The sequence below is a fragment of the Ottowia sp. genome, from assembly GCF_016703145.1.
Classification (GTDB): Bacteria; Pseudomonadota; Gammaproteobacteria; order Burkholderiales; family Burkholderiaceae_C; genus Ottowia.
Map to the genome: position 1 here is coordinate 899,307 of NZ_JADJCO010000005.1, position 13,274 is coordinate 912,580.

10 protein-coding genes and 2 pseudogenes are annotated in these 13,274 nt (G+C 64.0%); 2 read left to right on the forward strand and 10 right to left on the reverse strand.

What is annotated here, in order from left to right; genetic code table 11:
* Positions 1 to 291: 291 nt before the first annotated feature.
* Together IPG65_RS17215 and IPG65_RS17220 are read left to right on the forward strand one after the other, a co-directional pair.
* Positions 292 to 1,191, forward strand: a pseudogene (locus tag IPG65_RS17215) (IS256 family transposase); the annotation flags it as partial.
* 103 nt (positions 1,192 to 1,294) lie between these two features.
* A pseudogene (locus IPG65_RS17220) lies at positions 1,295 to 1,735 on the forward strand (transposase); the annotation flags it as partial.
* A gap of 525 nt (positions 1,736 to 2,260) precedes the next feature.
* On the opposite strand, the gene IPG65_RS17225 reads toward IPG65_RS17220, so the two are convergent.
* The 10 genes from IPG65_RS17225 to IPG65_RS17270 form a co-directional block, all read right to left on the reverse strand.
* Positions 2,261 to 2,956: an ABC transporter ATP-binding protein gene (locus IPG65_RS17225; protein ID WP_293192175.1), complete on the reverse strand. Its 696-nt coding sequence runs from the start codon at positions 2,954 to 2,956 to the stop codon at positions 2,261 to 2,263.
* Between the two features lie 84 nt (positions 2,957 to 3,040).
* Positions 3,041 to 3,811: an ABC transporter ATP-binding protein gene (locus IPG65_RS17230; protein ID WP_293192177.1), complete on the reverse strand. Its 771-nt coding sequence runs from the start codon at positions 3,809 to 3,811 to the stop codon at positions 3,041 to 3,043.
* The gene (locus IPG65_RS17235) at positions 3,808 to 5,106 is read right to left on the reverse strand and encodes a branched-chain amino acid ABC transporter permease (protein ID WP_293192180.1); all 1,299 of its coding nucleotides are present in this window, start codon (positions 5,104 to 5,106) and stop codon (positions 3,808 to 3,810) included. Before IPG65_RS17235 ends, IPG65_RS17230 begins: the two co-directional genes overlap by 4 nt.
* A 1-nt stretch (position 5,107) precedes the next feature.
* On the reverse strand, positions 5,108 to 6,055 hold the full coding sequence (locus tag IPG65_RS17240) for a branched-chain amino acid ABC transporter permease (RefSeq protein WP_293192182.1): 948 nt from the start codon (positions 6,053 to 6,055) through the stop codon (positions 5,108 to 5,110).
* 99 nt (positions 6,056 to 6,154) lie between these two features.
* Complete coding sequence (locus tag IPG65_RS17245) at positions 6,155 to 7,390, reverse strand: branched-chain amino acid ABC transporter substrate-binding protein (protein WP_293192185.1); 1,236 nt, start codon at positions 7,388 to 7,390, stop codon at positions 6,155 to 6,157.
* Positions 7,391 to 7,610: 220 nt separating this feature from the next.
* Positions 7,611 to 8,756 carry an IS5 family transposase gene (locus IPG65_RS17250; RefSeq protein ID WP_293192188.1) on the reverse strand — a complete coding sequence of 382 codons (1,146 nt, stop codon included), beginning with the start codon at positions 8,754 to 8,756 and terminating at the stop codon, positions 7,611 to 7,613.
* 102 nt (positions 8,757 to 8,858) lie between these two features.
* Positions 8,859 to 10,271 carry an IS701 family transposase gene (locus IPG65_RS17255; RefSeq protein WP_293192191.1) on the reverse strand — a complete coding sequence of 471 codons (1,413 nt, stop codon included), beginning with the start codon at positions 10,269 to 10,271 and terminating at the stop codon, positions 8,859 to 8,861.
* A gap of 78 nt (positions 10,272 to 10,349) precedes the next feature.
* Positions 10,350 to 11,021, reverse strand: coding sequence for an IS630 family transposase (locus tag IPG65_RS17260; protein WP_293187856.1), 672 nt, complete (start codon positions 11,019 to 11,021; stop codon positions 10,350 to 10,352).
* Positions 11,021 to 11,464 carry a helix-turn-helix domain-containing protein gene (locus tag IPG65_RS17265; protein ID WP_293187855.1) on the reverse strand — a complete coding sequence of 148 codons (444 nt, stop codon included), beginning with the start codon at positions 11,462 to 11,464 and terminating at the stop codon, positions 11,021 to 11,023. The genes IPG65_RS17260 and IPG65_RS17265 overlap by 1 nt, the downstream gene beginning before the upstream one ends.
* A 128-nt stretch (positions 11,465 to 11,592) precedes the next feature.
* Positions 11,593 to 13,233, reverse strand: a complete 1,641-nt coding sequence (locus IPG65_RS17270) for a 3-(methylthio)propionyl-CoA ligase (protein ID WP_293192193.1) — start codon at positions 13,231 to 13,233, stop codon at positions 11,593 to 11,595.
* Between the last annotated feature and the right edge of the window lie 41 nt (positions 13,234 to 13,274).

A 13,274-nucleotide genomic window follows, 5' to 3' on the forward strand; every position in this document is an offset into this window, starting at 1 on the left:
CTTGATGATCTAAGCTGCTGATTGCACGGGAATTTCCGTGCGATGTGGAAGCAGAAAATCTGGCAGGAAGTCATTGAGCGGTTCGAGCAGCAGGCACCCGGTGCGGTGACGGCGCACCTGGCGTTGGATCAGGCGTTGCCGGCCAGCTGGATCGACGAGGTGTTCCAGGCCCATCGGCAGCGACAGTACCCGCGCGAGTTGCTGTTCTCCAGCGTGGTGGAGTTGATGCTGCTGGTCACGCTGGGGCTGCGGCCCTCGCTGCACGCGGCCGCGCGCAAGATGGCTGATCGCCTGACCATGCGCGAGATCCAGGGCTTCCTGCTGGAGAGCTACGGCGTGGAGGTGTCGCCCGAGTTCATCAGTTCGGTCACCGACGCCGTCATGGCCGAGGTCACCGCCTGGCAGGCGCGCCCGCTGGAGCCGAGGTACCCGGTGGTCTTCTTCGACGCCTTGCGCGTGAAGATCAAGGAAGACGCGGTGGTGCGCAACAAGGCCATCTACCTGGCCCTGGGCGTGCTGCCCGATGGCACGCGCGACATCCTGGGCTTGTGGATCGAGGGCACCGAAGGCGCCAAGTTCTGGATGAAGGTGTTCAACGACTTGAAGACCCGCGGCGTCAATGACATCCTCATTGCCGTCACCGACGGCTTGAAGGGCATGCCCGAAGCGCTGGCGGCGGTGTACCCGGCCACCACGCTGCAGACGTGCATCGTGCACCTGATTCGCAACTCCCTGGACTACGCCAGTTGGAAGGATCGCAAGCTGCTGGCGGCGGCCATCAGGCCGATCTACACGGCCGCCAGCGCAGAGGCGGCCGAGGCCGAACTCGACGCCTTCGCTCAAGGCCCGTGGGGCGTCAAGTTCCCCACCGTGGTGGCGGCCTGGCGTCGGGCGTGGGACCGGGTGATTCCGTTCTTTGCATTTCCACCGTCCATCCGCCGGGTGATCTACACGACCAACGCCATCGAGAGCATCAACGCGCGACTGCGCAAGATCATCAAGACACGGGGACACTTCCCCAGTGACGATGCGGCCTCCAAGCTGATCTGGCTGGCGCTGCGCAACATAACGGCCGACTGGGGACGGGCAGCCAAGGATTGGAAGGAGGCGATGAACCAGTTCGCGATACTCCACGAAGATCGCTTCACGCAGCCGACCCATGGCGCCAGCAGCAAGGAGGTTGAACCATGAATACATGGCTCAACCGGGGCGCCTCCGGCGGCCTGGCAGGGGCCTGAAGACAGAAGAGAAATCAATCGAGAGCAGATCAACCAACCGCCTCGAACACAAAAATTCAGACAGGCCCGAGAAGCGCCTGCAGGAGCGCCAGCAGCGTGCACGGCCGATCACGTTGGCGCTGCACGCCTGGCTCATCGCCCAGCGCACCAAGGTCGTGGACGGCGGCGCCACCGCCAAGGCCCTCGACTACAGCCTCAAGCGTTGGGCGGCGTTGATGCGCTACCTCGACGATCCGGTGCTGCCCATAGACAACAACCACGACGAGCAGCAAATCAGGACCTGGGCTACGGGCAGAAAAAACTGGTTGTTCGCCGGAACCCTGCTGGCGGGCCAGCGCGCGGCCGCGATCACAAGCTTGATCCAGTCGGCCAAGCTCAATGGCCACGACCCCTACGCGTATCTGAAGGACGTACTCACGCGGCTGCCCACTCACAAGGCTCGCGACATCGACCAACTGCTGCCGCACCTCTGGCAGCCGCTCCCCGCTACCGCATAGCGTCGGCTCGATGCAAGGGGCTCGCGACGTGTGTTCGCTGTCCCCTTACCGCACACAGGCCACGATGGTGTCCTTGTGCACGTCCAGGCCCGCACAGCGCTCATAAAGTATCTGCATGAGAACCTCCTGGCGGTCGATGGGCACCGCAGGCAGTCCTCGTCATCGAACTCTACCAAGCGTGCTTCGGGGCGTCACCGCCCTCTGCCACATTCCGGGGTGCTCGCAGGACTGCGGGTCCAACTACTGAACGGGTTCGCAACACCAAGCAAACGCCGACCTCCTCAGCAGTGCCCGGCTCCATCCCATGACCACCCACCATCCAGCGCCAGCCATGCCCTACGCTTCATGCCCCGGGGTCGGGCTCGCCCGATGACGAACTACTGAGCAGGTACAGCACTGCGCTGCACACCTCGTAGACGCCCATTCGCCGGGGATTGGCTTCGTGCACGCGCGCTCAATGGCTTGACGATCTCGAATTGTTCGCGGCTGAAATCGCTCGGATAGCCCTTGCTCACCACCCGAGCTTCAGACCTCCAGCCATTCCTTGCGAATGGCCGCGTCGGCGCGCAGGCCGTCGGGCGTGCCGTCGAAGACGATGCTGCCATGCCCCATGACCAGGGCCCGGTCGGAGATGTGCATGGCGATGGTCAGCTTCTGCTCGATCAGCAGCACGGAGATCCCCTTGTGCTTGAGCGTCTTGAGGTACTCGCCCACCAGTTCGACGATCTTGGGCGCCAGGCCCTCGGTGGGCTCGTCGATGATGATGAGGTCCGGATCGCCCATCAGTGTCCGGCACAAGGTCAGCATCTGCTGCTCGCCGCCGGACATCACGCCGGCTTCGGTGTGCTGGCGCTCCTTCAGGCGCGGGAACATCTGGTACATGTCGTCGAAGCTCCAGCGGCTGCCCTTGCCACTGCCCTTCTGCCCCAGCAGCAGGTTCTGGTGCACCGTGAGGTTGGGGAACACGTCGCGGCTCTCTGGCACGTAGCCCAGACCCAGGTGGGCGACCTCGTAGGCTTTCTTGCCGGCGAGGGTCTGCCCTTTCCAGTCCAGTCCGCCTTCCCAGTGCACCAGGCCCATGATGGCCTTGGCGGTGGTGGATCGGCCAGAGCCGTTGCGGCCCAGCAGCGCGACGATTTCGCCCGGCCGCACGTCGAAGCTGACGCCGTGCAGCACGTGGCTCTTGCCGTAATAGGCGTGCAGGTCTTGGACTTTCAGCATACGGGCCTCCGTAGGGCCGCCCCAAGGCAGGCCTGGGCCCCCAGGGGGGCGGCGATACACGAAGTGAGGAGCGTGGGAGTCATGTCAGTGCAACCCTCCCTGGGCATCGGCCACCGAGGAACCGAGGTAGGCCTCCTGCACGCGCGCGTTGGCGCGCACGGCTTCGGGCGTGTCGAAGGCGATGACCTCGCCGTACACCACCACGGCGATCTTGTCGGCCAGGCCGAACACCACACCCATGTCGTGCTCCACCGTCAGCAAAGTCTTGCCCACCGTGACCTCGCGGATCAGATCGATGAAGTGGGATGTTTCCGTCTTGCTCATGCCGGCCGTGGGCTCGTCCAGCAGGATCACGCTGGCGCCGCCGGCGATGGTGATGCCGATCTCCAGCGCGCGCTGCTCCGCGTAGGTGAGGTTGATGGCCAGCACATCGCGCTTGGCAGCCAGCCCCACCTGGCGCACCAGTGTCTCGGCGCGCTCATTGGCGTCGTGCAGGCCCGAAAGAAAGCGCAGGAAGGTGTAGCGGTAGCCCAGGCTCCACAGCACGCCGCAGCGCAGGTTCTCGAACACGCTGAGCTTGGGGAAGATGTTGGTGATCTGGAAGCTGCGCGAGAGACCCCTGCGGTTGATCTCGTAGGGCTTCATGCCGTCGATGCGCTCGCCGTGCAGGTGCACCTCGCCACTGCTGGGATGCAGCCGGCCGCTGATCAGGTTGAACAGCGTGGACTTGCCGGCGCCGTTCGGCCCGATCACCGCCACGCGTTCGCCGGCCCCCACGGCCAGGTTGGCGCCGCGGATGATCTCGGTCTTGCCAAAGCTCTTGCGCAGATCCTTCAGTTCGATGGCGTAGGTCATGCGGCCTGCTCCTTGCGTTTGATTTCAGTCTCGATCTCCTCCTGAGCTTGGCCCCAGACGCGGGCGAACCGGCGGCGCACGAATTCCAGCGCCGCTCCACCGATCACCGCGAGCACGATCGCGCCAGCCCAGGCGGCTGCCGAGGACGTGTCGAGCTGCATCCCGAGGAACTTCACCTCCGGTCCCATCGCAGCGTTCAGCTGGATGTGATAGATCATCTCGATGAGGGCGGACACGCCCGCCAGCATCACCAGGCCGGTGACCAGCAGGCCGAGATAGAGGCCCCAGAAGCGGTGCAGCTTGCCGAAGCGCGCGACCCGCACGTTCGCCATGATCAGGCTGGCCACACCGCCGGGCGCGAACATCACCATGATCAGGAAAACCAGTCCCAGATACAGCAGCCAGGCGGTGGTGAACTCAGACAGCAGCACCGAGGCCAGCACCATCAGCACCGCGCCGATGATCGGCCCGAAGAAGACGGTCGCGCCCCCCAGGAAGGTGAACAGCAGGTAGCTGCCCGAGCGCATGCCGCTGAGCGCGTCCGAGGCGTTCACGATCTCGAAGTTGATGGCCGCCAGCGACCCGCCGATGCCCGCGAAGAAGCCCGAGATGATGAAGGCGAACCAGCGCACCAGTTGCGTGTCGTAGCCGATGAAGCTCACCCGCTCCGGGTTGTCGCGCACCGCGTTCAGCATGCGCCCCAGCGGCGTGCCGGTGAAGGCGTACATCAGCGCGGTGCAGACGAAGCAGTACACGGCGATGAGGTAGTACACCTGCATCTGCGGCCCGAAGGTCAGGCCCAGGAAGGGGGTGCCGTAGGTGCGGTTGGTGGTGATGCCGCCCTCGCCACCGAACACGCCCGAAAACATCATCGCCATGGCCGCCACCAACTCTCCGATGCCCAAGGTGATCATGGCGAAGGTGGTGCCCGCCTTCTTGGTGGAAACGTAGCCCAGCAGGAAGGCGATGAAGGCGCCCGCCAGTCCACCAATGATCGGGATCAGCACCAGTGGCAGAGGGACGGCGTGGTCCGTGACGTAGTTGATCGCGTGGATCGCCGCGAAACCGCCCAGCCCCGTGTAGACGGCATGCCCGAAGCTGAGCATGCCACCCTGCCCCAGGAGCATGTTGTAGGACAGGCAAATGATGATCAGGTAGCCGATCTGCGACAGAATGGTCAGTGCCAGGCTGCTGCCGAAGATCCAGGGCGCCGCCACCAATACCAGCGCGAAACTTCCCCAGACCAGCAGGTGGCTGGTCTTCTTGGGTCGATGGGTGGTTGGGTTCGTGGTCATGTCAGTCCTCCCGCGTGCCCAACAGGCCCTTGGGCCGGAAGATGAGGATCAGCACCAGGAACAGGTACGGCAGGATGGGCGCCACCTGGGCCAGCGTGAGCTGCAGCACCGGTGCGCCGAAAGTCTCGCTGGTGATCTGTACGCCCACCTTTTCCAAGAGCGAGCCGAGCGACTGGTCGATCGCCACCGCAAAGGTCTGGATCACCCCGATCAGGATCGACGCCAGAAAGGCGCCGGCCAGCGAACCCATGCCGCCGACCACGACCACCACGAAGATGATCGGCCCCACCGCGTGGGCCATCGACGGTTCCGTGACGTAGGTGTTGCCCCCGACCACGCCCGCGAGGCCCGCCAGCGCGGCGCCGCCACCGAACACCAGCATGAACACGCGCGGCACGTTGTGCCCCAGTGCCTCCACCATGTCGGGATGCTTGAGCGCCGCCTGAATCACCAAGCCGATGCGGGTGCGCGTGAGCAGCAGCCAGACCGACAGCAGCATCAGCACGGCCACCAGCATGATGAAGGATCGCGACTTGGGAAACTGGGTGCCGAAGATCGAGAACAGCGGGCCTTCCAACTGCGGCGGCAGCCCGTAGGGGACGACCGCCCGCCCCCAGATCAGCTGCACGATCTCCAGGATGAGGTAGGACAGGCCGAACGTCACCAGCAGTTCTGGCACGTGGCCGAACTTGTGCACCCGGCGCAGGCTGAACCGCTCGAACGCCGCGCCAAGCAAGCCCACGACCAGGGGCGCGACAATCAACGCGGGCCAGAAGCCAATGACGTTGGAGATCGCATAAGCGAAATAGGCCCCGAGCATGTAGAAGCTCGCATGGGCGAAATTGAGCACGCCCATCATGCTGAAGATCAGCGTGAGGCCCGAACTCAGCATGAACAGCAACAGCCCGTAGCTCAAGCCGTTCAGCAGCGATATGGTAAAAAACTCCATCGAAACTCCTCCTTCTCCGCGAGGAACCTGGTCACAAAACAGCGCCGGCCGGGACTCGCGTCATCCGTCGGCGCTGGGTTCTCTCCCCTCTTGTGGGCTTCAGCCCGGGCGCTTCATCTGGCAGCTGGTGGGCGTGCTGGCTATGTAGGGCTCCAGGTACTTGACGGGCGCAAACGTGAAGCCCGTGTCTTCCACGCTGTACTTGTTCTTGGCATCCACCTTCTGCCACTTGGAAATCCACAGGCCCTGCTGCAGTTGGTGATCGGCCTTGCGCATCTCCGAATCGCCGTTGAAGCCCTTGAACTTCAGGCCCTCCAGCGCCGCAGCCACCTTGACGGGGTCGGTGGACTTGGCCTTCGCGACGGCGTTGCTCATGGCCACCAGCACGTTGTAGATCGAGAAGGTATAGAAATCCTCCTTGAATTTCGCCTTGAACCCGTTGGCCAGGTTACCCAGCACGCCGTCGTAGTTGGAGTGGTTGTAGGCGATCTGGTAGACCTCCAAATCCCTGCCCTGCGCCAGCGCCGTCGGCGTGCCGGACACACCGGCGTAGTAGGCATAGATGGGAAGCTTCAGGCCCGCGTCGTTCATGGCCTTGATGAGCAGCGTGAAATCCTGCCCCCAGTTGCCCGTGACCAACGAGTCGGCACCCGCCGCCTTGATCTTGGCCACATAGGGCGAGAAGTCCTTCACCTGGCCGAGCGGAATGTAGTCCTCCCCAACGACCTTGGCGGAGGGCTTGTTGCGCGCGATCCCTTCCTTGAAGAACTTGGCCACCTGCTGGCCATGTGAGTAGTTCTGGTTGAACAGGTAGATCTTTTGCGTGCCCGGCTGATCCTGCATGAAGCTGCTGAGCGCAGCCATCTTCATCGAGGTGTCGGCATCGAACCGGAAGTGCCAATAGGTGCACTTCTCGTTGGTCATGACCGGATCGACCGCCGAGTAGTTCAGATAGACGATCTCCTTGCCGGGATTGCGTTCGTTCTGCTTGGCCACCGCGTCTGCCAGCGGCACCCCGACGTTCGAGCCATTGCCCTGCGCGATGTAGCGGATGCCCTGGTCCATGGCCGCTTTCAGCAGGTTGATGGCTTCCGGCGGCGAACCCTTGCTGTCCATCGGCACGATTTCGAACTTCACCCCTGCCGGGTTGTCCGTGGCCGAGAGATTTTGAATGATGTATTGCCAGTTCTTGAGCTGGTTCTGCCCGACGTTGCCCAGGGGACCCGACAGACCCTCGATCATGGCAATCTTGACCGTTTCGCCCTTCTGGGCGAAAGCACCGCCTGTGCACGCCAATGCTGCGCAGGCTGCCGCAAATTTGAGAGTAAAACGCATCTTCATCTCCTGGTTACATCACCGCGTGGCAGCGTACCCGCTTGTCAATGAATGTTGCACAGGGATTGCCCTAGCAGGCTGCTGAAATACTCTGCCGCTGGCAGCAGCGTTGTTCCTGGAAGCAGAGGCGGCGGCGCTGTTTTTCGCATACCGGTTTCTTTGCGTCGTCAATGCCAGGTGTTGCCGCGATTTGGCGCATTCAGAGCCTTTTTTGGCCGCGCTACGCATATTGCGCGCGCACCTGTCCCAGCGTGCGCATGCGCGTGAGGTTGTAGGCGCTCATCGTCAACACGAACTTCTGGTCCACGCGCTTGAGACCGCGCACCATCACCTGGCGCATGCGCCCGACCGTCTTGGCCCAGCCGAAGCCTTGCTCGATGAGCTTTCTCTTTTGCTGCGAGATGGCATAGCCCACGCTGGTGGCAATGGCCTCGGGCACCGCCGAGCTTCGGTTCGATGTGTTCCTCGCCACATGCGGCGTCACGCCCATCTCCAGGCAGGCATCGATGAACTCGCGCGCGTCGTAGCCCTTGTCCGCGCCCAGTGTGATGTTGGTCGTCTCTTCTTCGGCCGCCTCGCAGCTCGCCTGGATCATGATCTTGGCCGCCTCGCGTTCGGCATGGCCATCGGCGATGGTGACCATGGCGTTGGCAATCAGGCCGTGGCGGTTGTCCGCCAGAGTGTGGCCCATGAAGCGCAGTTCGCTGGCGGTGTTGTTGCCCTTGCGAAACAGCCGTGCGTCTTCATCGGTGGTGGACTGGTGGGTCTTGTTGCTGCGCCGCTCGCCCTTGAAGTTGCCCGGGTTGGCATTCGAGTGGGCGCTTGAATCGGCGCTCGAGGCCGCACCGTCGTCCCCGCTGTCATCGCCACGCTTGCGCACGAAGCTCTTGTGGCCAGCCCAGGCCTGGATCAGCGTGCCATCGACACTGAAGTGCTCGCCCGACAGCAGGCCCTTGTCATGGGCGTCTTGCACGATCTGGCTGAACAATTCAATCACCGCATCGTGCTCGATCATTCGCTCACGGTTCTTGGTGAACACGGTGGGCACCCACACGGCATCGTCCATGGACAGGCCAATGACCCAGCGAAACAGCAGGTTGTATTGCGTCTGCTCCATCAACTGGCGCTCCGAGCGCACGCTGTACAGCACCTGGATGAGCATGGCGCGCAGCAGCTTCTCGGGGGCGATGCTGGGGCGACCGCCTTTGATGCTGGGCTCGTACATGCCGGCGAACAGCCCGTCCATTCTGGCCAGCGCCTGATTGACCATCGCGCGGATGGGGCGCAGCGGATGCTCTGCAGGCACGAAGTCCTCCAGCTTGCGCAGCGTGAACAGGCTCTCGGTGAAGGTGTCGGGGCCACGCATGTTCAGACTCAGGTGTGCATCAGTGATCGGGACTACAGATCTCAACGCCGCCCCAGATCCCGAGGCTGACGCTGGGGGAGGTATTTCAGCAGCCTGCTAGTCTTACTGTGTTACAAGCGTAGTCTTGCGTTTGCCCGCAGGCAGCACGGACACCTGGGCAGCGTCTTGAGCAAGGCTGCGGCGATACGCAGCCGCAAAGTCGTGATGGACGATGGGACGTGGCGCTGCGTGCGCGGGGCTGCCGCGAGGCTTGTAATGCGTGGGTAGGGCAGGTTCTTGGCTTCGTGCAGCGTTTTTTTTACCCGCACCCTCGGGATGGCGCAGTTGCTGGGCCGTCAGGAAGCCATAGGCGGCAATGCTCAGGCTGGCGTGGTGATGGAACCCCCGCCAGCCCCGGCCCTCGTAGTGCCCCAGTCCCAGCTCCTGCTTGAGATCCTGGTAGTCGCGCTCGATGCGCCAGCGCATCTTGGCCTCGTAGACCATGCGCTCAAGCAGCACATCCTCATCCAGCGTGGACAGCCAGTATTTCATTGGCTCCTTGTGGCCTTCTGGCCACTCGATGAGCAGCCACTCCTCGGGTCGCTGCTCGGTGCGCAGGTGCTCACGATGGGCCGCCCGCACGCGCACGCGGGCAAAGCGCGAGCGCAGCGTGAAGTTCGTGCCTTCTCGCCATTCGATGTTCTGCCATTGATCGGCTGCCAACCCGAAGGCCACTTCCTTGACCGACAGGGGCTGCTCGTGCCGGACGTCACCCCGCCGCAGCCGGGTGGGCACGTGGCCCCGGCCGCTGTACGGCTTGGGCGGCAGCGGCGCATGCCCGGGGGGCCACACCGTCACCTGGCCTGTCACGCCCACTGCGTACGCCAGACCCATCTGGCCGAGGCGCTCGCGAAACGCCGTGTCCACGCCGTAGCCAGCATCGGCCAGCACGCAGTGCCTGGGCGCACCCTGCGCCATCAGGTGCTCGATCTGCGCCAGCGCAATCGCCGGCTTGGTGGCGAACTCCAGGCCTTGCGGAACACCGGCCTTCTTGCGCCGCTGCGGGTCATCGGCCCACTCCTGGGGCAGGTACAGCTGACAGGCGACCGGCAGGCTGCCCGCCTGGCAGGCCAGACTGACGCTGACGGCCACCTGGCAGTTGTCCTGTTTGCCCAGCATGCCGCAGTACTGGCGGGCCACGCCCACCGAATGCCGGCCTTGCTTGGGAAAGCCGGTGTCGTCCACGATCCACCAGCCGCCATCGGAAAAATCCATCGCCGGCACCACCCATTGCGCCACGCGCAGCAGCATCTGCTCGTCCGACCAGGCCGAGTCGGCCACGAAGTGGTGCAACGACTGATGGCGCGAGCGCGTGGCCGAGGGCGCCAGGTGCGCGGCCATCGGCTCCACGCTCTTGCGCTTGAGCGGGGCCATCAGCCCGGTGCAATACCCACGCAGTCCACCCTGCCGGTCGGCATGGCCCAGTCCCTCGCCCAGATGCGCCATGTAGCGCTCAAATTCCTGCAGATCCTTCATAAGGCTCACCTCCTGCTCGAAGATGTGCGCATAATGCCTTGAATTTGTTCAAATTACTAACACAGTAAGACTAGTACATCAACACGCAAATTTCGGAACGAAATGCGTAGCGAGTTTCTGATCCGCATCCTGTCGAGTGAACCGCCATTCGATGGTTCGTCGCTGGTCGTTGCGCGCCTGCTGCCAAGCATCAACCTCGGATCGCAGCAGGTCGCGGTTGGGGATTCGCCGGTCCAGGCATTGACGACTCAAGATGCCGATCTCGATCTCCGCCATGTTCAGCCAACTCGCGTGCTTGGGTGTGTGGTGGAACTGCACGCGACGCAAGAGCCTTGCGGCCGCGCGCCGGCCCAGCACATCGTCGAAGCACTTTCTGAAGTGAGTGTTCAGGTTGTCCAGCACCAGATGAACACGGCGTGCCTGGGCGTATGCGCCGGTGAGAAGCTCGCCGATGAAGGCCACGAAGTCAACCTTGCCCCGGTGCGCGGTGACCGAGACGATGCGCTGGCCGGCCTTGGGTTCCACGGCCACGAACAGATTGGTGGTGCCGTGGCGCTTGTACTCGTAGTCCTGTTTGAGCGGGCTGTGCGAGGCCATGGGCAGCGCCTCGCGACCGTGACCGAGGAGTTGCAAGCTCTTCTCGTCGATGCAGATCACGGGTTCGGCCTTGGACACCGGCCGCGCATACAGCTCGAGCAGGTTGTACATGCGCGCGCGGTACTCCTCGGTCAACGCCCCGATGCACCACATCAGTCGGCGCCAGGGCTTGAGGTCGTTTTTTTGAGCATGCGTCGCACGGTTTCCCGACTCACCGTGCCCAGACCGGGCTCCTGGCGGGCAGCACGTTCGAGTTCGACCATCGTCCAGCGCTGCCGGCCCTTGGGAGGCGCCGAGCAGGCCAGTGCCGTCACCCGCGCTTGGGCGTCGGTGTCATACCGCGGAGGTCGACCCGAGCGCGCCACGTCGAACACCGCCAGGTCGACCCCACCTTGCAGATACGCCGCGCGGGTGCGCCACACGGCGGTGCGACCGATGCCCAGCACGGCCATGATCCGGGCCTCCGGGATGCCCCGATCCAGGCATGACAGCACATGAGCGCGATTGACCTCCCGCGAAGAATGAACACCCTTGCTGCGAATTTCCTCGATGACCGAGCGATCCTCCTCGCTCAAGTGCAGTTCGGTCTGGCGCATGACAACTCCTTCGTGAGCCAAGTGGCAACGAATGGAGTCTATTCATGTTTCGTTAATTACGTGTCAATGTACTAGCTCTCGTCGAGCGCTTTGGCCGGCGCGCCGTTCGGCGCCCGCCCAGGTGCCTTTCACAGCCCCGGCAGCTTGTAGCCCGCCAGTTGCTCGCGCAGCTTGGCCTTGAGCATCTTGCCGGTGGCGCCGATGGGAATGGCGTCGACGAACACCACGTCGTCGGGCACCTGCCACTTGGCGATCTTGCCCTCGTAGAACGCCAGCAGTTCCTCGCGCGAGACGTCCGCGCCAGGCTTCGTGACCACCGCGACGATGGGGCGCTCGTCCCACTTCGGGTGCGGCATGCCGATGCACGCCGCCATGGCCACGGCGGGGTGCGCCATGGCGATGTTCTCGATCTCGATCGAGCTGATCCACTCGCCGCCGGACTTGATCACGTCCTTGCTGCGGTCGGTGATGAGCATGAAGCCGTCGGCGTCGATCGTGGCCACGTCGCCCGTGGGGAACCAGCCGCGACCCCGTTCGTCCGCCACAAGCGGGCTGCCGCTGCCCTTGTAGTAGCTGCCGACGATCCACGGCCCCTTGACCAGCAGATCACCGTAGGTCTTGCCGTCCCAGGGCAACTCCTTGCCGTCGCCATCGATGATCTTCATGTCCACGCCGAAGACCGCGCGGCCTTGCTTCAGGCGGATCGTCATCTGGTCCTCGGCCGACATCTCCAGATGCTTGTTCTTGAGCGTGCACACCGTGCCCAGCGGGCTCATTTCGGTCATGCCCCAGGCGTGCAGCACCTCGACGCCGTACTGGTCCTGGAACGCCGCGATCATCGCCGGCGGGCAGGCCGAGCCGCCGATCACCGTGCGCTTGAGCGTGGAGAACTTCAGCCCGCCCGCCTGCACGTGGCCCAGCAGCATCTGCCACACGGTGGGCACGCCGGCAGCGAAGGTGACGCCTTCGTTCTCCATCAGGTCATAGACCGACTTGCCGTCCAGCGCCGGGCCGGGGTAGACGATCTTGCAGCCCGTGAGCGCGGCCGAATACGGCAGCCCCCAGGCGTTGACGTGGAACATGGGCACCACCGGCAACACCGAGTCGCGTGCCGACAGGCCCATGGCGTCGGGCATCACGCCGGCGTAGGCGTGCAGCAGCGTGGAGCGATGGCTGTACAGCACCGCCTTGGGGTTGCCCGTGGTGCCGCTGGTGTAGCAGATGCTGGAGGCCGAGTTCTCATCGAAGTCGGGCCAGGCGTAGTCGCTGGACGCCGCGCCGACCCAGGCCTCATAGCTCACCAGGCCCGGAACGCCCGAATTCGCGGGCAGCTTGTCGGCGTCGCACAGCGCCACCCACTGCTTGACGGTGGGGCAATGGGCGTGCACGGCCTGCACCAGCGGCAGGAAGCTCATGTCGAAGCACAGCGCCTTGTCCTCGGCGTGGTTGACGATCCAGGCCACCTGGTCAGGGTGAAGGCGCGGATTGATGGTGTGCAGCACGCGGCCCGAGCCGCTGACGCCGAAGTACAGCTCCATGTGGCGGTAGCCGTTCCAGGCGATCGTGGCCACGCGGTCGCTGGGTTGCAGGCCCAGGCCATCCAGCGCATTGGCCACCTGCCGGGACCGCCGCGCCAAGTCGCGGTAGGTGTAGCGGTGGATGTCACCCTCGACCCTGCGTGAGACGATCTCGCCGTCGCCGTGGTGGCGCTCGGCGAACTCGATCAGCGACGAGATCAGTAGGGATTGGCTTTGCATCAGGCCCAACATGGGTGCTCCTTGGATTGGATCGTGAAAATCAGGAGTCGAAT